We start from the raw sequence: 24,392 nt of genomic DNA on the forward strand, positions 1-24,392 counted from the left end.
GCAAGAACAATGGCAGTGGTGATTCTGTACGGCAGCGAGGGCGGGACCTCCGAACTGGTGGCCGACAACATCGCCGACGTGCTCGGCGACTACGGCGACACGTCCCTGTACGACATGATGGAGTTCGACGCGGGCGATCTCGACCCCGAGAATTTCCACGTCATCGTGTGCTCCACCTACGGTGAGGGCGAGCTGCCCACCGGCGCGGAACCCTTCTTCGAGGGTCTCGAGGAAGACGAACCCGATCTCACCGGTTTGCAGTTCGCGCTGTTCGGCCTCGGCGACAAGGTGTACGAGGAGACCTACAACCGCGGCGGCGAGATCATCGCGGAGAAGCTCGTCTCCCTCGGCGCGGTCCAGGTGGGCGAACACGGCAGGCACGACGGGTCCAGCTCGATCCGCCCGAAGGATCAGGCCGAGGAGTGGGCCAAGAACATCGGCGAGGAATTCCTCGGATAGCACCTCACACCGGGAGCCGCGACTGCACGCTCCGCACCCAGTCGCGGCTCCCGTCGAGGTAGCGGTCCCGTGCCGACGCGAACAGGCGGACGCTGTCGGCGCCGGGCCAGTCCTCGGGCAGCATGCCGGCGGGCAGGCCCGGGTCGATGTAGGGGATGATGCGCCATTCGTCGAGCAGCGGGACGAACCGGACGAACGCTTCGCGCGGCGACACCTCCTCTGCGGCAGACAGAGCGACCCGGTGGCGGTCCAGGAAGTCGCGGTGCCGCGCGGCGATGCCGTCCAGATCCCACCACCGCGTCGCCGCGTCCCCCATCGAATCGGGGACGAACACCGATGTGGACACGAAGGTGGTCACGTACTCTGACAGGCCCAGCGCGTCGACGATGTCCTGGACCTCGCGGGCGAGGTACTCGGGGGCGATCCACAGGCCGGGCGACACGGTTCCGCAGCCGATCCAGCCGAGTCGCCTGCGCAACTGGTGCCGCACCGCCCGTTGCGATTCGGGGATGGTGAACGAGATCAGCCGCCAGGGATCGGTTTCCGACATCTGACGGAAGCCGAAGATCCGAGGATCGCCGCGTCTGAACATCGCCTCGGCCTGCTCGGTCACCTCGTACCCGCTCCGCCCGTCGCGGGTCAGCGGCCGCAGCACCCCCTTCTTCTTCAGGCGGGCCACTGCGATGCGCGTCGATTCGGAGGGGATACCGACGGCCTGCATCAATTCCACGAAGTCGGCGATCGCCACCCACCCGCCGAGGTCGCGCACGTACGCGCCGAGGACGGTGCGGATCAGGGACGTCGCGCTGCCGGGCCGCGAATCGAAGTCGTCGAGGACGGCGCTCGCCGGTTCAGTCGGTGAGTTCATCACGGATCGCGAGTATCCCGGCGAACACCTCACCGAAGCTGGTACTCAGCGGGCTCAGGCCGAGCCGCAGCCCCTGCGGGGCCCGGAAGTCGGGGATGACGCCCTTCGTCCACAGTCGCTCGACGACGGTCTGGAACCGCGGGTGGTCGATGATGACGTGACCACCCCGTTCGGCGGAGTCCTCCGGCGACCCGATCTCCACGCCTAAGGGAATCAGCACCTCGCGCACGAGGTCGAGTGCGTACTCGGTGAGCGCGATCGACTTGGCGCGCACGGCGTCCATGCCGACCTCGTCGAGGAGTGCGAGGGTGTCCTGCAGCGCGATCATGCCGAGGACCGACGGCGTTCCGCTGATCACCCGCCGGATGCCGGGCGCCGGTCGGTAGCCCTGCTCCATCGCGAACGGGTTGTCGCGGCCCATCCAGCCCCAGATCGGCTGTACGAAGTCCTGCTGATGGTCGGCGCGAACGTAGGCGAACGCCGGTGAGCCCGGACCGCCGTTCAGATACTTGTACGTGCACCCGACCGCCAGATCGACACCCCACGTGTCGAGTTCGAGGGGAACCGAGCCGACGGAGTGACACAGGTCGAGCAGCAGGAGCGCACCGGCGTCGTGTGTCACGCGCGCGGCGCCGGCGGCGTCGACCAGGTAGCCCGAGCGGTAGGCGACGTGACTGAGCACGACGAGCGCGGTGCGTTCGGAGACCACGGACGTCAGGTCGTCGACGGTGACGCCGCCCCGGGTATCGGATTCGATCCACCGGAGCGTGAGCCCGAGTTCTCCGGCCACGGCCTCGAGCACGTAGCGGTCCGTCGGAAAGTTGTCGCGGTCCACGACGATCTCGGTGCGGTCCGGCCGCAACGCGAGCGCACCTCGCGCGAGTTTGTACAGCAGAACCGTCGTCGAGTCGCCGATGGTGGTCTGCCCGGCGGCCGCGCCGAGCGACACCCTCGCGAGGGTGTCGCCGATCGTGATCGGCAGGTCGTACCACTCCTCGTCCCACCCGCGGATGAGCCGGCCGCCCCACGACTGGGTGACGAAGGCGTTGATCCGCTCGGCACTCGCCTTGGTGGGCCGGCCGAGCGAGTTGCCGTCGAGGTAGGCGGGCACCGAGGGGTCGTCGGCGCCGATGAACAGGTCGCGGTACGGGCGCAGCGGGTCCGCGGCGTCGAGTTCGGCGGCGCGGGCGGCCGGCACATCGGTCGAGGTGGTCATCATCGTCCGATCTCGGTGCGCACGGCCAGCAGTTCCGGGAAGAACGTCAGGTCCAGCGCCTTTTGCAGGAATCCCACTCCGCTGGACCCTCCCGTTCCGGATTTCATGCCGATGGTCCGCAGCACCGTGCGCATGTGGCGGAAGCGCCACAGCTGAAAGTTCTCCTCGAGGTCGACGAACTCCTCGAAGGCCTCGTAGACGGCCCAGTGTTCGTCGTGGTTCTCGTAGACGAACTTGATCAGGGGCAGCAGGTCCTCGTTCAGCGTGTAGGCGGCGGTCACGTCGCGGTCCAGCGCGGAGGCCGGCACGTCGTACCCCAGCCGCGACAGGCACTGCCAGAACGCGTCGTACAGGCTCGGCTCGGCGAGGAGCCGTCCGAGCAGGTCGTGGGCGGCGGGATCGGCCTCGAACACCGCAAGCATTCCGGCGTTCTTGTTGCCGAGCACGAACTCGACGGCGCGGTACTGGTAGGACTGGAACCCGGACGAATTGCCGAGGAACCGGCGGAACTCCGAGTACTCGGTGGGGGTCAGCGTGGCCAGGACCGACCACTGTTCGGTCAGCGTCTTCTGGATGTGCTTGACGCGCGCCACGCACTTGAGCGCCCTGCCGATGTCGTCCTCGTCGAAAGCAGCTCGGGCCGCGAGTGTTTCGTGCAGGACGAGCTTCAGCCAGAGTTCGGTGGTCTGGTGCTGGATGATGAACAGCAGTTCGTCGTGATGCTCCGGGCGGCTCACCGGTTTCTGCGCGCTCAGCAGGGTGTCGAGGTCGAGGTACGAGGCGTAGCTCATCCGCTCGCTGAAGTCGGTGACGATGTCTTTCTCGATGGCTCTGGTGTTGGCCTGCACGCCCATGACCGTCCTCACTGCTGGTGTTCGAGTACCGGGCTCCCGAACCCCATATTACATAATCGTGGCGACCGCTACAGTTGTCGAATACGCGCCACCCCGGGTGCCACACCGGTAGATCCATCGGTACCGCTGGCGCTCCCGGCAGACCTCACGCCAACTCGGCTGCCCAGTCGGCGAAGCTCTGCCAGCCCACCTCGGGGTAGAGCCGGCGCAGTTCGCCGATCTTCGCGTCGTACCCCGTGTCGGCGAGGAAGCGGAACATAGCGCGCATGTCCGGCGACGCGATGGCGTCCGCGTCGGACGAATGGGCACGTACCGGCGTGCCCAGTACCTCACCGAGCACCTCGGCCATTCGACGTGGCGTCGGATCATCCGACGCCAGGTCGATTCGTGTCCGGGAAAATCGGTCCGGATCGTCGAACACGAGGGCGACGAACCGACCGAGGTCTCGCCGCGACAACTGCTGCAACGGGGTATCGACTGGCAGAGGCAGATCGAGTCGGCCATGGCGGATGCCGTCGAGTCCACCGAGCAGGTTGTCATAGAAGTAGGTCGGCCCGACGATCGTGTACGAGACCGAGGATTCTCGCAGCAACGACTCGGTCGCAGCCTTCGTGTCGAAATGTGGGACCCCGGTGCTCTTGTCCGCGTCGGCCACCGAAGAAAACACCACGTGTGGAACACCGGAATCACTGAACGCGCCGACGAGCGCGGCACCCTGAGCGATCTCCGCCTCCGGGCCGTCCTCGAACGGCGTCGTCATGGCGAACACGCCCGCACACCCATCGACAGCAGACGCGATCGCCGCCCGATCGGTAATATCGGCCACGGCAATCTCGACGCCTCGTAGGCGCAATGCATCTGAGCGAGAAGAGCTTCGACGGACAAGCGCGCGGACCTCACGCCCTCGTTCGAGCAGCGCGTCGACGACAGCGCCTCCTTGACCACCCGTCGCTCCGACGACTGCATACGGCTCACTCATGGGCACAACACCTCTCCTTCTCGACCGCGCCAGCGTACTCGCAGGCTCCGTTCGCTCACCGTGACGTGTGCCCCCCTGTTCGCCGTCGTCAGGTGTGCAGGTGCTGCCGATGATTTCTCGGCCGTCACGGTGTCAGTATTTGGTATGAGAACACTCGCGATCACCCAGAACATCACCCTCGACGGCTCCATCGAGATGCTCGGCGACTGGTTCGACCCCGCGGACCAGGATCCACAGCTGCTGGAGGCGACCCGCCGTCAGTCCGAGCGCGCGGATGCGATGTTGCTGGGTCGGCAGACGTTCGAGGACTTCCGCGGCTATTGGCCCCGACAGACCGACGACCGGACGGGGATTACCGACGAGCTGAACCAGATTCAGAAGTACGTCGTCTCCTCGACCATGGTCGACCCCCAGTGGCGGAACTCGACCGTGCTCACGAGCGACTGGATCGCCCGGGTACAGGCCTTGAAGGGGCAGGAGGGCCGCGACATCGTGGTCACGGGCAGCATCAAGCTGACCCATGCCCTGATCGAGTCCGGCCTGGTCGACGAGTACCGGCTGTTCGTGTACCCCGTCGTCCAAGGTCGGGGACGAAGGCTGTTCCCCGACGGGTACGAGATGCCGAGGCTGCAGCTGGTGGAGGCCCGCGGCTTCCAGAACGGCGTCTCTCTGCTGCACTACACCGTCTGAGGACGTCCACCCAGGGCCCTCGGCGGACGACGGTTTCCCAGCAGTCGATCCCGCCGCTACCGCTCCGCGTCAGCAGGAGCTGTGATCGTCGTGGTGGGCGTCGGTGTGGGTCTCTTCGTCCGCGTCGGTAGCTCTGGTGGTGGGGGCAGCATCCAGGTAGTGGTCGGCTCCGGCAAGCGTGTCACCGGGAGCACCTCGAAAGTCGTCTGCACCACCATGGACGGGGTCGGCAGGCACCGCAGACCGGCCACCTGGAAACCGCGACTGCCGCGGTTCGGCACCGCCGCGCGGAAGTCGGCGACGCTGCCGACCTGACGGGTCTCGCCCAGGACACGATCGCCGAACTCCACCGCCCACGGCCCGCCACAGGTAGGAAGATTCGTCGCGTGATACTGGATGCGGTCGCCCGGCTGCCCGCGCGGCGGAGTGAGGACGAGGATCGGCCCGGCGGGATCGAGCATGCGCGTCGCTTCCCTGCCGGGTTCGCTCGACGCACCGCCGCCGGTGTGGACTGTGAGCAGGACAGCAACCGACCCGACGAATACCGTCGTCGCCAACCAGGGTGTCTGCCGCACCGGTCTCACCTCGCACCCTCAATTATGCGGCTTCGCCACCCGTGCGCACCGACTCAGCGCGCATGTGATGAGCGACCACGCACACAGCTACCTCACCCACGACACGAACAGCCAGACACCCTCGGCGCACCCGGGGACACTCAGCGCATCTCACGGCGCCTTCGAGCACATCCGGGGGAGGGCCACACAACCGTAACGAGACCCGAATTACATTGCACCAGCACCACCGCCGCCAATCGGCGGTTGGCGCACGGATCTCGCGTGTCCTGGCCAGATGTCGTCACGGGTACGTACGGTGACCGGGTGAGCGAACCACCGCGCAGAGTCGACATCGTCTTCGCCCCCGGCGTGGTGGCGCACCGCGGAACCGCGGAGGAACTCGTGGGCCGGGCATTGGATGCGCGCGGCCTGACCGGTGAGTTGACGTTCGCCGCGGACACCGCCGGGCTGGAGCGGGCCGTGCGGTCGGCGGCGGGGCGAGGCGAGTTCATCGCCGTGCCCGGTGCCGGGGCCTCCTTCACCGCCCCGGCCGGCGGGGCGATCCGCGTCGATCTCGGGGAGTGCGAGGCCGACCGCTCGCCGCGCACCCGGGTCCACATTCGGGGGCGCGGACTCGACGGACTCCGCTACGCCGTCGACAGCTGGTATCACCACCGCTTCCACCCCGCACGGATCGTCCACTACGGCGACCACCCCGATCAGCGAGTGGAACTGCGGATTCCGGGCGGCGACGGCCCCTTTCCCGTCGTCGTGCTGATCCACGGCGGATTCTGGCGTCCGCGTTGGGAGTCCGACCTGATGGACGCGCTGGCAGTCGACCTGACGGCCCGCGGGTACGTCACCTGGAATGTCGAGTACCGGCGCGGCGCGGAGAATCGTTGGGCCGCAATGGCGTCCGATGTCGACGATGCCGTGCAGGCCGTCGCGACGGTGCCGGAGGCGGACCCGGAGCGGGTCGTGATCCTCGGCCATTCGGCCGGTGCTCAGCTCGCTCTCCGCGCCGCCGCCGACGCCGCGGCCGAGGACGCAGCGGTTCGTCCGGCGCTGGCCGTCAGCCTCGCCGGGGTGCTGAATCTGCGGCTCGCCGGCGAACGCCACCTCGGAGAGGGCGCGGTGGCGGATGCGGTCGGCGGCGACCGGGCCGGCGACCGGGCGACGTACGAACGGTCGTCACCGATCGAGCGACTGCCGCTGGGCACCGCCCAGCTGGTGGTGTGCGCCGTCGACGACGAGCCGGACATGCTGGAGATGAGCAGGGAGTACCACGACGCCGCCGCGGCGACACCCGACGACGTCGTGCGGATCGAGGGGCCCGGCGATCATTTCACCGTCATCGATCCGGAGAGTGAGATCTGGCGAAGGACCGCCGAGGCGATCGACGCCCGGATCAGACCTCGGACAACGTCGACTCCGCCGCCCGCAGCCCGGACCCGGCCCGGCCGCGGAGCAGATCCGCGCACCTCTCGGCCATCGTCATCACCGTGATGTTCGGGTTGACGTGCGGCAGTTTCGGCATCGCCGACGCGTCGACCACCCGCAGTCCTCGAACCCCCTTGACCCGCAGTTCCGGGTCGAGCACCGCCATCGGGTCGTCGACGGCGCCCATGCGGGCCGTGCCCGCGGGGTGATACACCGTGTTGTGGGTCTTGTGGATGTAGTCGAGGATCTCGGCGTCCGTCACCGCGTCGGGTCCCGGCGCCAGTTCGCGGGCAATCCAACCGCGTAGCGCCTTCTGCTCGGCGATCGTGCGGGCCAGCTTCACCCCGGACAGCATCACCCGGTCGTCGTGGCCCTCACTGTCGGTGAAGTATCGGGGGTCGACCTTCGCGCGGTCACGGAAGTCCCGCGACCGCAGCCGGACCGTTCCGCGGGAGCGGCCCTGAGTGACGTTGGGTGTCAGGCAGAATCCGTTGTCGGTGGTCGGGTAACCCCACCGCAGGGTGTTCATGTCGAACGGGACGCTGCCGTAGTGCATCATCAGGTCCGGATGGTTCAGCCCCTCCCGGGTGGTCGCGAACAGTCCGATCTCCCACCACTGCGTCGATTCGGTGACCATCGGCTGGGACGCCTCCCAGAACACGAGGCCCTCGACGTGATCGTCGAGGTTCGATCCGACACCGGGCGAGTCGACGCGCACGGGGATCCCGAACTCCGCGAGGTGCTCCGCCGGACCGATACCCGACAGCATCAGGAGCTTCGGTGTGTCGATGGCCCCGGCCGTCACCACCACCTCCCGTCGCGCCGACACCGTGTCGTAGCCGGTGAGATCGGGACGCTGGTACCGGACGCCCGTCGCCGTCTGCTGCTCGTCGAACAGGATCTCACTCACCCAGCAGCCGGTCCGGACCTCCAGGTTGGGCCGGGTCCCGAGGATCGGGTGCAGGTAGGCGTGCGACGACGACATCCGGGTGCCGTCCTCGGACGCGTTGATCTGGAACCATCCGGCGCCGTTGAGCACCGTTCCGCCGCGGTTGAAGGCGACCGTCGGCAGCCCTACCGCGGCGGCGGCGTCGAGAACCGCTCGGCCGCACGGGTCGTTCGGCGGGACGTCCCGCAGCCGCACGGGCCCGCTGCGGCCGTGCCCGTCGCCGGGGGCGTCGTTGCTCTCCAGCCGGCTGACGTACGGGAGGATGTCGCGCGCACCCCAACCCGACGCCCCCATCGCCTCCCAGTCGTCGAGTGCCTCGGCAGGCGGCCAGAATGCGATACACGAGTTGTGGGACGAGCAGCCACCGAGGACCTTGGCCCGGGCGTGCCGCATGAAGCTGTTGCCCTTCTCCTGCGGCTCGACGGGATAGTCCCAGTCGTACCCGGAGTCGAGCAGATGCATCCACTGCGACAGCTCGAGGATCGCCCGGTCCCCGACGTCGGACGGGCCCGCCTCGAGCAGGCACACCGTCACCGACGGGTCTTCGCTGAGACGTGCCGCGAGAGCGCAGCCCGCGCTGCCACCGCCCGCGATCACGTAGTCGAATTCCCCTGCAGTGCTCTTCGATTCGCCGTCGGTCATCGGGCGAGCTCCTTGTCGTTCGGTTCGGATTCCGGCGCGGGCGTTACCACCGCCGCGCAGTGTGACGTCAACGTTCCGATGTGGTGCCGGCCGGTGGTGAGGTACCACAACAGGCCGAACCCGAGGATGACGCCGATGTAGACGAAGGCGCCCCAGGTGTTGTACCACGGTTCGCCGTACACGGCCTCGCGCGGCCACGCGAGGTTGAGGGCCATCCCGATTCCCCAGACGAGTGCGACGAGGTTGACGGGCAGTCCCCATCTGCCCATCGTGAAGTAGCCGCCCTCCTTCAGGTCCCGCGGCGGCCACTCACCCCGCAGCCGCTTCTTCAGCATCGGCCCGGTGACCATCAGGTAGGCCAGGTAGATCATGATGATCGCGATCGACGTCAGCACGGTGAAGATGTGCGGCTGACCGATGTTGACCACCAGGATCAGCGCGGCCACCACCCCGATGGTCACCGCAGGCACGACGGGTGTCCGCGTCCGCGGGTGGACCCGGGCGAGCCGCTCACCGAACGGGAGGGCGTTGTCGCGGGCCATGGCAAAGGTCAGCCGGATCGCGGCGGTGTGCACCGCCAGCGAGCAGACCGTCACCGCGATCACGATGCACACCAGGAAGATCGTGCCCAGCGGACCCCACATCACCTGCTCCACGATGTACTGCAGGCTGCCGTCCGACGCGCCGATCTTCGGGTCGTCGAGGTCGGGTGCCGCCATCACGGCGAACACGAGGATCGCGCCGCCGATCACGAACGAGGCGAGGATCGCGCGGAAGATCGCCTTGGGGGCCGTCCGTCGGGGTTCCACCGTCTCCTCGCCCAGTGAACTCGCGGTGTCGAAGCCGTACATCACGTAACCCGACGCGAGCGTCGCCACCAGGAACGCACCGAGGTATCCGCCGCTTTCGCCTGCGCCGTATCCGTGGGTGGAGAAGAACACCTGTGGGCCGCGGGTCATGTTGGCGGCGAGGATGATCGCGATCAGCACCGCCGCGATGATCTCGATGAACACCCCGGCGCTGTTGATCATCGCCATGAGACGGACACCGAGCGCGTTGACGACGGTGGTGAAGCCGATCATCACCGTCCCGAGAATGACGGCGTTGGTGGCGAAGTCGTGTTCTCCGGTGCCGTCACCGACGATCTGGAAGCCGCTCCACAGCCGCGGCAGGTTGAGCTGCAGCGCCAGCACAACGGCCGACAGGGTGACGATCGACGCGGTGAGCATCAGCCAGCCCGCGGACCACCCCACTATTCGGCTGCCGAGCGTCTTCGCCCAGTTGTACACGGAGCCGGCGATCGGATATTTTGCGGCCAACTCCATGAAGCAGAGCGCCACGGCGAGCTGGCCGACGAACACCAACGGCCACGACCACAGGTAGGCGGGGCCTGCGGTGCCGAATCCGAAGTAGAACAACTGGAAAGTGCCGGTCAGGATGGAGATGTAGCTGACGCCCGCGGCGAAGCTCGCGAACTTGCCGATACTGCGATCGAGGGACTCCTTGTAGCCGAATTCCTCGAGTCCACTGTCGTGATCGCCGGTCGTATTGTCGGTACTGGTCATTCGATCACTTCCTGAGAAGGTGAGTAGGCCTGCTCGCGCGCCCCTGCCGGGAGCACGTCAGGTCGCGGTGAACCAACCCGCGAGAGGCGAGGTCGTGTTGTTCCAGATGTGTTTGACTTCCTGGTATTCGGAGAGCCCGGCGGGTCCGAGTTCGCGCCCGTTGCCGGACTTCTTGAATCCGCCCCATTCCGCCGCCGCGGTGTAGTACCCGAAGTCGTTGAGCCACACCGTCCCGTGGCGCAGGCGGCGCACCACCCGTTCGCCGCGGGCGGCGTCCGACGTCCGGACTCCGGCGGCGAGGCCGTACTCGGTGTCGTTGCCGAGCCGGACCGCGTCCTCCTCGGTGGTGAACCTCTCGACCGTGAGAATGGGCCCGAACGTTTCCTCCTGTACGATGCGCATGGACCGGTCGCAGTGGTCGAAGATGGTGGGCAGGTAGTAGCTGCCGCCGTCGAGCGCGGGATCGGCGGGCCGGGAACCACCCGTCCGGAGTGCCGCTCCCTCGGAGATACCTAGTGCCACATAGGCTTCGATCTTGTCGCGCTGCGCCGTCGACACGAGAGGTCCGGTCTCGGTGCCGGGATCGAGCCCGGGGCCGACGCGGATGGCCTCGGCGCGCGAGACGAGGGCGGCGACGAAGTCGTCGGCGATCGACTCCTCGACGATCAACCGCGTCCCGGCCGAGCACACCTGCCCCGAATGCAGGAAGACGCCGGTGAGCACCTGGTCGACCGACGACTCCCACTCGGCGTCCGCGAACACGATGTGCGGGTTCTTCCCGCCGAGTTCCACGGCGACCTTCGTGACGTGCTTCGCGGCCGTCCGCAGAATGGTGGTGCCGGTCGCGAGTCCACCGGTGAACGAGATGAAGTCGACGTCACCGGTGTCGGTCAGCGCGGGTCCGAGGTCGGCGCCGCTCCCCTGCACCAGGTTGACGACACCGGCGGGCACACCCGCCTCCTCGATCAGCCGGGCGAACGCGATCGTGCTCAGTGGCGTGACTTCGCTGGGCTTGAGCACCATCGTGCAACCGGCGGCCAGTGCGGGTGCCACCTTCCAGGAAATCTGGAGCAGCGGGTAGTTCCACGGCGCGATGAGGACGCACACCCCGATCGGTTCGCGAACGACCCGGGAGACGACGGCGGGGTCACCCACGTCGACCACCCGGTCGCTGGAGACGAGGGCCAGCCGGGCGTAGTACCGGAATACCGAGACGACGTCGTCGATGTCGATTCGGCTCTCCACCAACGTCTTACCGGTGTTCAGCGTCTCGATACGCGCCAATTCCTCCTTGTCGCGCTCGAGCAGATCCGCGACACGCGACAGGAGCGACGACCGCACGGCGACCGCCGTCTCCGGCCAGTCCCCGGCGTCGAAGGCCGACCGGGCCGCCTGCACGGCTCGCGCCGCGTCTTCGGGCGACGCCTCGTCGACCGTGGCGATCACGTTCCCGGTTGCCGGGTCGATGCAGTCGCGGGTGCGCCCCGACGTCGCCGCCACCCACTCCCCCGCGATGAAATTCACCTTCCCGAACAACCTCTGGACGCCCTGATCCGCGGATAGTGCCGTCATCTTCATACTGTGTCCGAAACCCTCTCGTGTGCATACTTTTTCGATGAACCGACGATGAGCGGATCACGGGAGACGTCCCGGTACAGCGAGAAGCACAATCCGATCATCACCAGGAGGAACGGCGCGGCCGCGATGATCGTCATCGTCTGCAGACCCTGCAGGGCGTCCGAGCCGCCGGTCCAGAGGATGAGTGCCGCCGTGCCCCCGGTGAGGGTTCCCCAGAAGATGACGACCCACGTGCTCGGTTCGCGTGCACCCCGCTGCGACAGGGTGCCCATCACCAGGGAGGCGGCGTCCGCGCCGGACACGAAGAAGATCGCGACCAGCACCATGACCAGCACGGTGGCGAACCCCGTCAACGGCAGATGGTCGAGCATCCCGAACAACTGGCCTTCGGTCGACGAACGCGCCGCCAGGTCGACTCCGTCCTGCTGCTGTCCGATGCCGGCGCCGCCGAACACCGCGAACCACACGAGGCTGACCGAGGTGGGAATGACGATCACGCCGATCACGAACTGCCGGATGGTGCGGCCCCGGCTGATCCGGGCGAGGAACATTCCGACGAACGGAGTCCATGACACCCACCACGCCCAGTAGAAGATCGTCCACGACGACAGCCAGGACGCCGTGTCGTCGCCGGAACTCGCGGCCGTCCGCCCCGACATGGTGGCGAGTTGCGCCGCGTAGTCCGCGATCGCGGTGGGGAGCAGATTGAGGATGAGGACGGTCGGACCGAGCACGAACACGAACAGCGCGAGAATCACCGCCAGCACCATGTTGATGTTGGACAGCCAGTGGATGCCCCGCGCCACTCCCGACACCGCCGAACCGACGAACGCGAATGTCAGCAGCCCGACGAGGGCGACGAGCGCGAACGTGCCGACATTGCCCATCCAGCCGATGATCTCGAGACCGGAACCGATCTGCAGTGCGCCGAGTCCGAGCGACGCGGCGGTGCCGAACATCGTCGCGATGATCGCGAGGATGTCGATCACCTTCCCCACGGCGCCTTCCGAGCGGCGACCGAGGAGGGGGAAGAATGCGGCGCTGATGAGCTGCTTGCGGCCACGCCGGTAGGAGCCGTACGCAATCGACAACCCGACGACCGCGTAGATCGCCCACGGATGCAGCCCCCAGTGGAACATCGTCGTGGCCATCGCCGACCCGACGGAGCCGTCCGTTCCCGGCGGCGGGCTCGGCGACGCCGTAGAACATCAATCCGATGCCCATGCCGGCGCTGAACATCATCGCGATCCAGCTCACCGTCCGGAACTCCGGTTTCTCGCCGTCGCGGCCGAGCGGAATCCGGCCGTACCGGGAGAACGCGAGGTAGAGCGAGAAGACGACGAACGCCGACGACGCGGCGATGAACAGCCAACCGAGGTCGGCCACCAGCCAGTCCAGCGCCGCGGTCGACACGATCGAGAGGTTCTCCGGTGCCAGCAGTCCCCACAGAATGAGTCCGACACCGAGCGCCGCGGCAGTGCCGAACACCACCTTGTCGACGCTCCGCCGCCCCTCGCCGTCGGACGGCTGCTGCTCCTGCGCCTGGTGTCGGGGTTGCGGATCGACACCGTTCACCCGGGGAGGGTCGGTCACCCTCGGTTGTTCGCCGGCGTAGGTCATCGGGGATCCCCGCTCAGCCTTTCGAGTAGCCATTCGTGGAATTCGCCGATGTGGTGTTCCGCGGGCACCAGCACACCCCCGTTCCGGTACGCCTTCGACGCCATCGTGGGCTGGGTCCGCTCGCAGGCGTCGAAGTCCTGCTGGTTGACCCGGTGGAAAAGCTCCACCGAACGGGAGACGTCGCGACCCGAAGCGGTGACCTCCGGCGAGTACAGCCAGTCGCATTCGACGATGGTGCGATCCGCGGACACGGGGTACATGCGGTGGAAGATGACGTGGTCGGGCACGAGGTTGACGAAGACCTGCGGCCGGATCGTGATGGCGTAGTACTTGCGGTCCTGGTCTTCGCTGATGCCGGACAACGACTCGAATCCGCCGCTTCCGTCGATGGTGAATCCCTCGACGTCGTCACCGAAGGCGGCACCGTGCCCCACGAAGTACTGTGCCGCAAGGCCGTCCGCGAACTCGGGAAGTACCTCGGTGAGCTCGGGGTGGATGGTCGCGCAGTGGTAGCACTCCATGAAGTTCTCGATGATCAGCTTCCAGTTGGCCGCGACGTCGTAGACGATCCGGCGGCCGAGTTCGAGGGTTCCGATCTGGTACCGGTCGATGGCGGCCGGATCACCGAGTCGTTCGGTGACGGCGCCGACGACCTCGTCCTCGAACGACGGAGGTTCGTCGGCCAGGCACACCCATGCGTAGCCGAGCCATTCGCGAAGCGCGACCGGCACCAGCCCGTACCGCACCCGGTCGATGTCGGCTCCGGTCTCGTCGCGCAGCGCGGCCATGTTGGGGGCGGCCACCAGTTTGCCGTCGAGTCCGTACGTCCACGCGTGGTAGGGGCACTGCAGGTTTCTGCGGATCTGCCCTTCGTCCTCGGTGCACAGCATGGCGCCGCGGTGCCGGCAGATGTTGAGGAAGGCGCGCAGTTCCCCGTCGCGGCCGCGGACGAGGAGCACGCTCTCCCGGCCCACCGTGATCTTCCGGAAGGCTCCGGGGTCGGCGAGATCGGCGGCGCGGACGGCGCAGAACCACATTGCCTCGAACAGATTCTCCTGTTCGTCCGTGAAGATGTCGGCGTCGGTGTAGTACCGGCCACCCAGGGTGGGGATCAGTGCCGGTGCGGGCGCGGAGGCAGGGGCGGGGGCTTGAACGTCCGGAGCGGACATAGATGTCACCGTTTCTTTCGTTGCCGGGAAAGATGCGTGTCGGTCGAGCTGTGACCTGATGTCTGTGTGCGTTGGGGGCGCAGATCGCAAGGGGCACCGTTGCCGAGTGTGACGACATGCGTGCCCGATCCGCGGCGACCGTCCGAACAGCGGACAGCTGTTCCCGCCGAGTCATCGCGGCGTCAGCATTGTTGCGTCATCAGCAACGCTATGCGATTCACACAACTTAGACCGTCGCCAGCAGACGTGTCAAACATCACATTCGACACTTCTTTCGTGGACGCGACACGACCGAAACACCGCGTTAACCGCGGACGGCCGAAACCCGGGCAAACGGGACTATCCGTTCGTCCCGCCTTGAGGGAGAAGCACTTCCGGGCGGTCAGTCACCCGCGCCGACGGATTGCTGCGCCTCGATCCGCACGACTGCGTCGGCGAGCTCGAGTGCCACCGCCTCGAATCGTTCGGGCGCCAGCCGGTACTCCGGCCCGGACACGCAGATCGACGCGACGATCCGGTTGGTGACCTTGCTCCGCACCGGTACGGCGATGGAATTGAGCCCCGCTTCGAGCTCCTCGGCCGTGGACGCCCACCCTCGCGACCGCACGTGCTCGAGTTCGACGTCGAAAGCCTTGAAGTCGGTGATCGTGTTGGGAGTGAGCGCGCTCAGGTGCGGCCCCAACCGGCTTCGGAGCTGGCCGGACGTCATTTCCGAGACCAGCACCTTGCCCGTCGCGGTCGCGTGCGCCGGGGTCACCTGACCCACCCACGTGCGCAGCGCGACGTGGCGATCGCTGCGGGCCTCGAGCACATTGAGGGTCGCCGCACCGTCCAGCACGGCGAGGTTGACCGTCTCCCCGAAGGCGTCGGCCAGGCGGTCGCACTCCGGCTGCGCAACCTCGACGAGCCCGCTCTGCGCGACCGTGGCCTCGGCCAACCGCACTACCGCGAATCCGAGCTGATACTTACCGCGGACGCCCGCCTCCTCCACGAATCCGCGTTGCTGCAGCGATGCGATCAGGCGTGACACGGTCGATTTGTGCACGCCGAGACGCACGGCGATCTCCGAGGCGCCGACACGGCCTTCGGCCGCGACTATCTCGAGCACGTCGATGGCACGTTCCACCGCGTGCACGGTCTTCGCCTTTCCTTCTGCGCCCTGGGCCGCGGGCGCCTCGGATTCACTCATGCCCCGAGGTTATGCCCACCGACTTCCGGAACGCAGTTTTTACACGCGAATGCTTGACACCGCGGGGGAGCACCGGAGAGCATTGTGTTGCACAGCTTGCAAGTCGTCGCGCATAGCGCAACAACCGCTCCACAACTTGTCCTTCCTCCCCGACGCTTTCGGAGGTATCGAGTGATTCTCGATAACGATTCCCCAGTTGTGACCCACCCCGGCGCCACGGCGTTCCCCGTCTGCGAACTCGTGACACTGCCCGTGGGCGAAGTCGTCACGGTGACCCCGCCGGGCTTGGCTCCCATCTCCGTCTTCCACACCTCCGACGGCCTGTATGCCATCGACGACACCTGCACCCATCAGGACGCCTCCCTCGCCGACGGCTGGGTGGAAGGCTGCACCGTCGAGTGCCCGCTCCACGAGGCGTGCTTCGACCTCCGCACCGGAGTGCCCTCGGGCCCGCCGGCCAAGATCGCGGTTCGCACACACGACGTGTCGATCGTCGACGGCACCGTGCTGCTTCATCTCGACCAGAAGGGCGACGCCCGATGAACACTGTCCCGAATTCCATTGTGGTACTGGGCGCTTCCCTCGCCGGACTGTCGGCGGTGCGCGCACTGCGCGCGAAGGGATACACCGGCCGCCTCATCGTGGCCGGCAGCGAGCAGTCCCTGCCCTACGACCGGCCGCCCCTGTCCAAGGAATTCCTCACCGGCGACCTGACCGACGAGGATCTGCTGTTGATGAACAGCGACGACGACACCCTCGACGTCGAATGGCGCATGAACAGAACGGCCACCGGTCTGGTCTACTCCCCCGGCGGGCTCCACCGCGTCACGTTCGACGACGGGTCCCACTTCGACGCCGATGCCGTCGTCGTCGCGACGGGCGCGCGGGCCCGAACCCTGCCCGGCCACTCCGGCCTCGCCGGCGTGCACACACTCAGGTCGATCGACGACGCACGCGCACTGCGGGATTCGCTGTCGCGTGCGCAGAACCTCGTGATCGTGGGAGCAGGGTTCATCGGCGCCGAGGTGGCCTCCACCGCGGCCCGCATGAGCCTGAACGTCACCGTCGTCGAGGCGTCACCGACGCCGCTGGCGGGCCCGCTCGGCATCGAACTCGGGGCGATCTGCGCTGGACAGCATGCCGCACACGGCGTCCGTCTCCTCACCGGGGCAGTCGTCGCCGCGCTGCTCGGTGACGACGCGGTCGAAGCCGTCCAGCTGAGCGACGGAACGATCCTCCCCGCGGACGCCGTGGTGGTCGGAATCGGGGCCGTCCCCAACGTCGAATGGGCACGCGATTCGGAATTGATGATCGACGACGGTTTCCTCACCGACTCGTCGTGCCGCACGAACGTGCCCGGCGTGTACGCGATCGGTGACTGCGCACGGACTTTCGACGACGCCCACCAGGTGCACCACCGAAGCGAGCACTGGAGCAACGCCGTCGCCCAGGCGGCCACCGTCGCCGACACGATCATGGCCACGCCGTCCGGGCCCGCCGCGATCCCGTACTTCTGGTCCCACCAGTACGGCAAGATGCTGCAGTTCGCCGGCACGAGACACAGCACCGACGAGGTCCGGTTCGTCGACGGCGACCCCGGAACCGGCACGTTCGTGGCCACCTACGACCGGGACGGCGACACCGTCGGCGTGTTCGCGATGAACAGTCCCCGGCTGTTCACCCGGTACAAGAAGCAACTCGCTAGGTCGCGGGCCTGATGCCGGCGCTACGTGACGGCATAGCCCAAACGGCTGCTGATCTGCTGGGACGTGTCGAGTGCGGCGTGGGCGACGTCCTCGAACCGTTCCGGCAGCAGCCGGTAGGCGGGGCCGGACACGCTCAGAGCAGCAATCATTTTCGACGTGTAGTCGCGGATCGGGACGGACACCGCGTTCAGCCCGAGTTCGAGTTCCTCCTCGGACTCCGCCCATCCCCGCTCGCGAACGGCGTTCAACGATTCCACGAGCGCGGGCACATCGGTAAGAGTCTTGGCCGTGAGAGCAATCGGAGTTTCTCCCACGCGCTCCGCGAGTTCACTGTCGGACAATTCCGTCAGCAACAATTTTCCACTCGCCGTCGCATGCGCCGGGCTGCTTTGACCCACCCAGGTATTGGTACCGACGCCGGACGGACCGTCCGCTTTGACGATGCTGACCGATCGATTGCCGTCGAGTATCGACACATTGACGCTCTCACCGACAGTTTCCGCCAGTTCGGCGCACAATTCCTGACTCTGCCGCACCAGATCGCCGTCCGGCGACGCGGTGCGGGCCAGCCGGACGATGGAATTGCCGAGTTGGAATTTTCCCCGGTTCTTCAATTGCGCGACGTACCCTCGCGAATCCAGAACGGCAACGAGGCGCGACGCGGTCGACTTGTGGACACCCAACTCATCGGCGATTTCGGTGACACCGGCGGTACCGAGCCTCGCCAGGATTTCGAGTACCGCCAGAGCGCGGTCCACTGACTGCACAGCGCCGGACGGCCGGCTCCGATCTCCATTCGAGTTATCGTCCAATTCAGTCATCGCGACTTCAGGATAGGCGACATCACCGTGCGACGGTTACCTCCATCCACACCCGGTTCCGCGTCATCACAGTCGGGTCGGTGCGCATTTCCACCACGGATCGCGGAATTACTGCCATTTCCTCGACCAATCGTCGTGGAATTGCCCGCAATTCGGGGTTGACCCCCTTACTCGCCCAGACCTAATGTGTTGATATATCAGTTGTCGATATTGGTTCGGATCAGTCCGATCCGTTTCGCAATTCACAGTTCTTTCCGGCGCCGTTCGAGCCCACACCGAACACCGAATCTCCCGCTACTTCGCCACACACAGGCACCCACCCAACCAGGAGGACCATCATGGGGTCACCGCGCGTAGTGATCATCGGAGCCGGCATCGTCGGCGCGAATCTGGCCGACGAGCTCACCGCTCGCGGTTGGGATCGGATCACGGTTCTCGATCAGGGACCGTTGCCGCTCACCGGAGGCTCCACGTCACACGCACCGGGCCTGGTGTTCCAGACGAACGCGTCCAAGACGATGACCGAGTTCGCCCGGTACACGGTCGAGAAGTTCGTCGGGCTCGACGTGGACGGCGCATGGTGCTTCAACCAACTCGGCGGGCTCGAGGTGGCCACCACCCCCGAGCGTCTCGCCGATCTGCACCGCAAGCAGGGCTGGGCCACGTCCTGGGGCATCGAGGGCGCCGTCCTCGACCCGGCCGAGTGTGCGAAGCTGCACCCGCTGCTGGACGAGAAGCGCGTACTCGGTGGGCTGTACGTGGAGACGGACGGTCTCGCGAAGGCGTCCCGAGTCGTCGTCGCGCTGGCCCGGCGCGCCGAGGCCCGCGGTGCCGTGTTCCAGGGTTCGACGAAGGTGATCGGCATCGAGCAGAGCGGCGGCAAAGTGACCGGCGTCGCCACCGCGGACGGGGTGATCCCCGCCGACATCGTGGTGTCCTGCGCGGGCTTCTGGGGTCCTGACATCGGCGCGATGGTGGGTATGGACGTCCCGCTGCTGCCCCTGGCGCACCAGTACGCGAAGACCGAGCAGATTCCCGAACTCGTCGGACGCAACACCGAACTCGCCGAGGCCGGCTTTCCGATCCTGCGTCACCAGGACCAGGATCTGTACTTCCGTGAGCACGTCGACCGTCTCGGCATCGGCACCTACGCCCACCGCCCGATGCCCGTGAACCTGCGCGACCTCGACGAGAGCGACGACGTGTCCGCGTCCGACATGCCGTCGATGCTGCCGTTCACCGAAGAGGACTTCGCGCCGTCGTGGGAGCAGAGCAAGTTGCTGCTACCGTGCCTCGAATCCGCGAAACTGGACGCCGGTTTCAACGGTGTCTTCTCGTTCACTCCCGACGGCGGACCGCTCATCGGCGAGTCCCCGGACGTCGCCGGGTTCTGGATCGCCGAGGCGGTGTGGGTGACGCACTCCGCCGGTGTCGGACGGGCCGTCGCGCAACTGCTCGTCGACGGCCGCTCCGAGGTCGAACTGCACGGCTGCGACGTGCACCGCTTCGAGGAGATCCAGCTCGCGCCCGACTATGTCAGCGAGACGTCGCAGCAGAACTTCGTCGAGATCTACGACGTGCTGCACCCGCTGCAGCCCAAGGAGTCTCCCCGCGACTTGCGGGTCAGCCCGTTCCATGCTCGACAGAAGGAGCTCGGCGCCGTGTTCCTGGAGAGCTCCGGCTGGGAGCGCCCGCACTGGTTCGAGTCCAACGCCCATCTGGTGCAGGACCTTCCGGCCGAATGGCAGCCGCCGGCCCGGGAGCCGTGGGCGGCGATGTTCCACTCCCCCATCGCCGCGGCCGAGGCCTGGAAGACCCGAACCTCGGTGGCGATGTACGACATGACACCGCTGAAGCGCCTCGAGATCAGCGGCGCAGGCGCACTGGCCCTGCTCGACCGGCTGACGACCGGCAAGATGGACAAGTCCGTCGGGTCCGTCACCTACACGCTCGCGCTCGACGACGCCGGTGGCGTCCGCAGCGACCTCACCGTCACTCGACTGTCCGACACCGTCTTCCAGGTCGGCGCCAACGGCAACCTCGATCTCGACTACTTCCGCCGCCAGTCCCCGGACGACGGCAGTGTGCAGATCCGGGACGTCACCGGCGGCACGTGCGGGATCGGGTTGTGGGGTCCGCGCGCCCGGGATCTGGTGCAGGCGTTGAGCTCCGACGACTTCACGAACGAGAACTTCAAGTACTTCCGGGCGAAGCAGGTCCGCATCGGCGGTGTTCCCGTCATGGCGATGCGTCTGTCGTACGTCGGCGAACTCGGCTGGGAGCTGTACACGTCCGCCGACAACGGTCTGCGCCTGTGGGATCTGTTGTGGGCGGAGGGGCAGAAGTACGATGTGATCGCCGCCGGCCGGGCCGCGTTCAACAGCCTGCGGATGGAGAAGGGCTACCGCTCGTGGGGCAGTGACATGACCACCGAGCACAATCCCTACGAGGCCGGTCTCGGGTTCGCGGTCCGACTGCAGAAGGGCGACTTCCGTGGGCGTGACGCGCTCGACGGCGTCTCCGACGAGACGGTGGAGCGGCGCCTGGCGTGCCTCATGATCGACGACCGCACGTCGGTGGTCCTCGGCCACGAGCCGGTGTTCGTCGACGGACAGCCCGCCGGGTACGTCACGAGCGCGGCGTTCGGTCACACGGTGGGGGCGCCGATCGCCTACGCCTGGCTTCCCGCGAACGCGACCGTCGACACCCCGGTGGAGATCGAGTACTTCGGACGCCGCATCCCCGCCACGGTCGTGGCGGAGCCGCTCGTCGACCCCGAGATGAAGAAGATCCGATCATGACCCTCCGAGACGACACGATCGCCGGATTCCTGGACTCGCTCGCCGATCGAACTCCCGCGCCCGGTGGCGGCGCGACCGGCGCGCTCCACCTCGGCCAGGCAGCCGCACTGGTCTCGATGGTCGCCCGCTACACCACCGGCAAGAGGTACGCCGACCACGGGATGCTCGTCGAACGCATCTGCGCGTCCGCAGATGCGTTCCGCGAGAAGGCACTGCAGTTCGCCGACGACGACATGGCGGCATTCACGGCCGTCATCGACGCCTACCGGCTCCCCCAGGACACGGACGACGAATCCGATGCCCGCACGTCGGCGATCGCGACCGCCCTCGCCGGCGCGGCCGCGGTCCCCGCCGAGGTGGTGGTCGCGGCAGGCGACGTCGTCGCACTCGCCGACGTCCTGCTGCCGGTGGCGAACCGCACCGTCGTCAGCGACGTCGCGGCCGCCGCCGAGGCTGCCCGCGCAGCCGCCACCACCGCCCGGGTCAACATCGAGGTGAACCTGCCGGGTATCACCGATGCGGACACCCGCCGGGCCCTCACCGAATGCCTGTCCGGCGTCGACGCGATCGTCGAGCGTGCCGACGCCGTCACGACACGAGTACGAAAGCAGCTGACTTCATGACCAGAAGCCTCGGTGGCGCCGAACTCGCCACCTCCATCCGCAACGACGCATCCGTCGCCGCCGCAGCACTCAACGACCTCGGTACCCGGCCCAAGCTGGCGGTCGTGCAGGCCACCGACGACGAATCGACCGCCTGGTACGTGCGGTCCATCGCGTCGGCCGCGAAGCGCACCGGAATCCTGTGCGACATCGTCGATCTCGGCGCCGCGGCATCGACCGAGCAGATCCGCAGCACGCTCGTCGAGCTCGGCCACGACCCGGACGTCCACGGCATCATCCTGCAGACACCCCTGCCGGACGGAACCGACCTCGACGCCCTCCGGGAAGCGATCAACCCCGCCAAGGACGTCGACGGCGCGAACCCGGTCAGCCTCGGCCGTCTCGTCGCGCGTCTGCCCGCGTTCGCGCCCGCCACCGCACAGGCCGTGATCGCCCTCCTCGATCACCACGGAATCTCCCCGCACGCCAGGACGGCCACGGTGGTCGGCAGATCGACGGTCGTCGGAAGTCCCGTCGCGCATCTGCTCGTGCAGCGCAACGCGACGGTCACCGTCTGCCACCGGCACACCACCGACCTGGCCGCCGGCACCCGTGACGCCGACATCCTCGTCGTCGCGGTCGGCATCCCCGGACTGATCACGGCCGACCACGTCGCCGACGGCGCCGTCGTCATCGATGTCGGGACCACCGCGACCGCGGACGGCCAACTCCTCGGTGACGTCGACGCCGCGGCCGTCGACGGTCGGGCCGGCGCGCTGACCCCGGTCCCCGGAGGGGTGGGCCCGGTGACCACCGCGTTGCTGCTCAATCACACGGTCGACGCCGCCGGGACCCAGTACGCCCAGACTCGATCGGAGTCCGTGCTCGCCGGGTTCCGCAGCAGCGTCTGACTCCGCCTCCACCCCTTGACCCGCTCGTAGAGCCTGAAATAGCATGGGCCCATTCTGATATATCAGTTCGCTCGGACTGACACCTCAATTGGTCCGGCATCGAGGAGACCCACATGACCCAGACCTTCACCCTGACGCTCAGCTGCGCTCAGCGTCCCGGGATCGTTCACGCAGTCAGCTCCTTCCTCTTCGAGCAGAACTGCGATATCGCCGAGCATCAGCAGTTCGACGACACCCGAAGCGACGCGTTCTTCCTCCGCACGTCGTTCGTGTCGGCAGAAGATGTCGACATCGAACGCCTCACAGCGGAATTCGGGAGCGTCGCCGCGAAATTCGGCATGACGTTCAACTTCAACGGCACCGACCTGCCCCGGGTGATCGTGATGGTCTCCAAGATGGGTCACTGCCTCAACGACCTCATCTTCCGCTGGCGAGCGGGCAACCTCGGCGCCGAACTCGTCGCCGTCGTCTCCAATCACGAGGTGCTGCGCCCCATGGCCGAGGCCGCCGGGCTGCCGTTCGTCCACGTCCCCGTCACCCCGGCCACCAAGCCGCAGGCCGAAGCCCGGCTGCTCGAACTCGTCGAGGAATACGACGCGGACCTCGTGGTCCTCGCCCGGTACATGCAGGTGCTGTCGGACGACGCGTGCCGCGCGCTACGGGGACGGGCCATCAACATCCACCACTCGTTCCTGCCCGGATTCAAGGGCGCCAAGCCCTACCACCAGGCATTCGATCGCGGCGTCAAGCAGGTCGGGGCCACCGCCCACTACGTGACACCCGATCTGGACGAGGGGCCCATCATCGAGCAGGAAGTCATCCGCATCGACCACTCCTTCGACCCGGCTCGACTCGCCACGGTCGGGCAGGACGCCGAGGCCCTCGCGCTGTCGCGGGCCGTGCGCTGGCACTGCGAGAACCGCGTCCTGCTGCACGGTCATCGGACGGTTGTCTTCAGCTGAGGCGGCTCCGCCGCCCGTGAGTGGTTAACGAGTCCCCGGACTCGTTAACCACTCACGGGCGCGAAGCGCCTACAGCAGGTCGCGGATGGCCTTCTCGAAACCCGCGACGTGGGCGAGGGTGAGGGACGAGGCGGTGCTCTCGTCGCCGTCGACGATGGCCCGGAGCAGGGCGACGTGCTCGCGGACGTGGCTCGCGACGTCGGGCAGCCGGTCGAGGAAGAGGCACCAGATGCGGGTGGCGTGTGCGTCGAGGCTGACGAGGATGTCCTCGAGGTGAGGGTTCCCGGACGCTCGGTAGATCTCGCGGTGGACGCGGACGTCCTTGCGCAGGACTTCGCGTGGGTCTTCGCTGTCGTCTATCTCGGCGATCTCGTCGGCGAGCGCGGTCAGCCGGGCTCGCGCGTCCGGGGAGGCGGTCCGGGCCGCCCGGGCCGCCGCGGTCGGTTCGAGTTGCTTGCGGATCTCGGAGATGTCGGCGAGATCGGTCATGTCGACGGCGGTGGCGAACGTGCCACGACGCGGGTAGGCGACGACGAGGCGTTCCCGCTCGAGGCGCTTGAGCGCTTCCCGCACCGGTGTCCGGCCGAATCCGAGTTCCTCGGCGAGTCGGTCGTCGTTGATCGGCTCGCCGGGCCGGATGTCCAGCATGACCAGGCGTTCGCGCACGATCTCGTACGCACGGTCGGCGTTGGTGCCGCCGTTCGATGCCGTGTCCGCGACCGATGAATGCGCCAGGCTCATGTTCCGTCTCCCTGATTTTCCGGAGCTATTGACCTTTGTCCGTCACTGACCTTACTCTACTTTCCAGTTGATATAT

At 67.3% G+C, this 24,392-nt stretch carries 21 protein-coding genes and 1 pseudogene; 9 read left to right on the top strand and 13 right to left on the bottom strand.

The features are described 5' to 3' along the window. Positions 1–9 precede the first annotated feature (9 nt). The gene (locus RHA1_RS08720; protein WP_011594723.1) at positions 10–459 is read left to right on the top strand and encodes a flavodoxin domain-containing protein; all 450 of its coding nucleotides are present in this window, start codon (positions 10–12) and stop codon (positions 457–459) included. Between the two features lie 4 nt (positions 460–463). Here the strand turns inward: RHA1_RS08720 and RHA1_RS08725 are convergent, their stop codons facing one another. From RHA1_RS08725 to RHA1_RS08740, 4 genes are all read right to left on the bottom strand, one after another. Then, positions 464–1,327 (bottom strand): PaaX family transcriptional regulator, encoded by an 864-nt coding sequence (locus RHA1_RS08725; RefSeq protein ID WP_011594724.1) that lies wholly within the window; start codon positions 1,325–1,327, stop codon positions 464–466. Then, positions 1,311–2,546 carry a kynureninase gene (locus RHA1_RS08730; protein WP_011594725.1) on the bottom strand — a complete coding sequence of 412 codons (1,236 nt, stop codon included), beginning with the start codon at positions 2,544–2,546 and terminating at the stop codon, positions 1,311–1,313. Before RHA1_RS08730 ends, RHA1_RS08725 begins: the two co-directional genes overlap by 17 nt. Further along, on the bottom strand, positions 2,543–3,397 hold the full coding sequence (locus tag RHA1_RS08735; RefSeq protein WP_011594726.1) for a tryptophan 2,3-dioxygenase: 855 nt from the start codon (positions 3,395–3,397) through the stop codon (positions 2,543–2,545). The genes RHA1_RS08730 and RHA1_RS08735 overlap by 4 nt, the downstream gene beginning before the upstream one ends. Before the next feature lie 145 nt (positions 3,398–3,542). Further along, on the bottom strand, positions 3,543–4,382 hold the full coding sequence (locus tag RHA1_RS08740) for an NmrA/HSCARG family protein (protein ID WP_029539390.1): 840 nt from the start codon (positions 4,380–4,382) through the stop codon (positions 3,543–3,545). A 138-nt stretch (positions 4,383–4,520) separates the two neighbouring features. On the opposite strand from RHA1_RS08740, the gene RHA1_RS08745 reads away from it, so the two are divergent. Then, a complete protein-coding gene (locus tag RHA1_RS08745) occupies positions 4,521–5,066 on the top strand; it encodes a dihydrofolate reductase family protein (RefSeq protein ID WP_011594728.1) in 546 nt (181 codons plus the stop codon). A 56-nt stretch (positions 5,067–5,122) separates the two neighbouring features. Here RHA1_RS08745 and RHA1_RS45875 read toward each other — a convergent pair whose 3' ends face one another. Further along, positions 5,123–5,641: a hypothetical protein gene (locus tag RHA1_RS45875; protein ID WP_081437416.1), complete on the bottom strand. Its 519-nt coding sequence runs from the start codon at positions 5,639–5,641 to the stop codon at positions 5,123–5,125. A gap of 303 nt (positions 5,642–5,944) precedes the next feature. On the opposite strand from RHA1_RS45875, the gene RHA1_RS08755 reads away from it, so the two are divergent. Next, positions 5,945–7,126 (top strand): alpha/beta hydrolase family protein, encoded by a 1,182-nt coding sequence (locus RHA1_RS08755; RefSeq protein ID WP_041811272.1) that lies wholly within the window; start codon positions 5,945–5,947, stop codon positions 7,124–7,126. Here RHA1_RS08755 and RHA1_RS08760 read toward each other — a convergent pair. The 6 genes and pseudogenes from RHA1_RS08760 to RHA1_RS08785 form a co-directional block, all read right to left on the bottom strand. Beyond that, positions 7,029–8,651 carry a GMC family oxidoreductase gene (locus RHA1_RS08760; RefSeq protein WP_011594730.1) on the bottom strand — a complete coding sequence of 541 codons (1,623 nt, stop codon included), beginning with the start codon at positions 8,649–8,651 and terminating at the stop codon, positions 7,029–7,031. The genes RHA1_RS08755 and RHA1_RS08760 overlap by 98 nt on opposite strands. Next, positions 8,648–10,216, bottom strand: a complete 1,569-nt coding sequence (locus tag RHA1_RS08765; protein ID WP_009474500.1) for an APC family permease — start codon at positions 10,214–10,216, stop codon at positions 8,648–8,650. The genes RHA1_RS08760 and RHA1_RS08765 overlap by 4 nt, the downstream gene beginning before the upstream one ends. Positions 10,217–10,273: 57 nt before the next feature. Continuing rightward, positions 10,274–11,794: an aldehyde dehydrogenase family protein gene (locus tag RHA1_RS08770; RefSeq protein WP_011594731.1), complete on the bottom strand. Its 1,521-nt coding sequence runs from the start codon at positions 11,792–11,794 to the stop codon at positions 10,274–10,276. Beyond that, positions 11,791–13,414: pseudogene (locus RHA1_RS08775) on the bottom strand (BCCT family transporter). The gene RHA1_RS08770 and the pseudogene RHA1_RS08775 overlap by 4 nt, the downstream one beginning before the upstream one ends. Beyond that, positions 13,411–14,583, bottom strand: a complete 1,173-nt coding sequence (locus RHA1_RS08780; RefSeq protein WP_011594732.1) for an aromatic ring-hydroxylating oxygenase subunit alpha — start codon at positions 14,581–14,583, stop codon at positions 13,411–13,413. The pseudogene RHA1_RS08775 and the gene RHA1_RS08780 overlap by 4 nt, the downstream one beginning before the upstream one ends. A 382-nt stretch (positions 14,584–14,965) precedes the next feature. Next, positions 14,966–15,772: an IclR family transcriptional regulator gene (locus tag RHA1_RS08785; RefSeq protein ID WP_011594733.1), complete on the bottom strand. Its 807-nt coding sequence runs from the start codon at positions 15,770–15,772 to the stop codon at positions 14,966–14,968. Positions 15,773–15,970: 198 nt separating this feature from the next. Between RHA1_RS08785 and RHA1_RS08790 the strand changes: the two genes are divergently transcribed. Then, complete coding sequence (locus RHA1_RS08790) at positions 15,971–16,315, top strand: bifunctional 3-phenylpropionate/cinnamic acid dioxygenase ferredoxin subunit (protein WP_009474505.1); 345 nt, start codon at positions 15,971–15,973, stop codon at positions 16,313–16,315. Then, entirely contained in the window at positions 16,312–17,490 is a 1,179-nt protein-coding gene (locus tag RHA1_RS08795) for an NAD(P)/FAD-dependent oxidoreductase (RefSeq protein WP_011594735.1), read from the top strand. Before RHA1_RS08790 ends, RHA1_RS08795 begins: the two co-directional genes overlap by 4 nt. Before the next feature lie 8 nt (positions 17,491–17,498). Here the strand turns inward: RHA1_RS08795 and RHA1_RS08800 are convergent, their stop codons facing one another. Next, positions 17,499–18,299, bottom strand: a complete 801-nt coding sequence (locus RHA1_RS08800; protein WP_011594736.1) for an IclR family transcriptional regulator — start codon at positions 18,297–18,299, stop codon at positions 17,499–17,501. 338 nt (positions 18,300–18,637) lie between these two features. Here RHA1_RS08800 and RHA1_RS08805 point away from each other — a divergent pair, with 338 nt between their 5' ends. The 4 genes from RHA1_RS08805 to purU all read left to right on the top strand — a co-directional run bounded on the left by RHA1_RS08805 (position 18,638) and on the right by purU (position 23,575). Continuing rightward, positions 18,638–21,100 (top strand): GcvT family protein, encoded by a 2,463-nt coding sequence (locus RHA1_RS08805; protein WP_011594737.1) that lies wholly within the window; start codon positions 18,638–18,640, stop codon positions 21,098–21,100. After that, positions 21,097–21,723, top strand: coding sequence for a cyclodeaminase/cyclohydrolase family protein (locus RHA1_RS08810; protein ID WP_011594738.1), 627 nt, complete (start codon positions 21,097–21,099; stop codon positions 21,721–21,723). The genes RHA1_RS08805 and RHA1_RS08810 overlap by 4 nt, the downstream gene beginning before the upstream one ends. Continuing rightward, positions 21,720–22,613 carry a bifunctional 5,10-methylenetetrahydrofolate dehydrogenase/5,10-methenyltetrahydrofolate cyclohydrolase gene (locus tag RHA1_RS08815; protein ID WP_011594739.1) on the top strand — a complete coding sequence of 298 codons (894 nt, stop codon included), beginning with the start codon at positions 21,720–21,722 and terminating at the stop codon, positions 22,611–22,613. The genes RHA1_RS08810 and RHA1_RS08815 overlap by 4 nt, the downstream gene beginning before the upstream one ends. A 113-nt stretch (positions 22,614–22,726) precedes the next feature. After that, positions 22,727–23,575 (top strand): formyltetrahydrofolate deformylase, encoded by an 849-nt coding sequence (gene purU, locus RHA1_RS08820; RefSeq protein WP_011594740.1) that lies wholly within the window; start codon positions 22,727–22,729, stop codon positions 23,573–23,575. A 69-nt stretch (positions 23,576–23,644) separates the two neighbouring features. Here the strand turns inward: purU and RHA1_RS08825 are convergent, their stop codons facing one another. Then, on the bottom strand, positions 23,645–24,316 hold the full coding sequence (locus tag RHA1_RS08825) for a GntR family transcriptional regulator (protein ID WP_011594741.1): 672 nt from the start codon (positions 24,314–24,316) through the stop codon (positions 23,645–23,647). Positions 24,317–24,392 lie beyond the last annotated feature (76 nt).

The organism is Rhodococcus jostii RHA1, assembly GCF_000014565.1.
Classification (GTDB): domain Bacteria; phylum Actinomycetota; class Actinomycetes; order Mycobacteriales; family Mycobacteriaceae; genus Rhodococcus_F; species Rhodococcus_F jostii_A.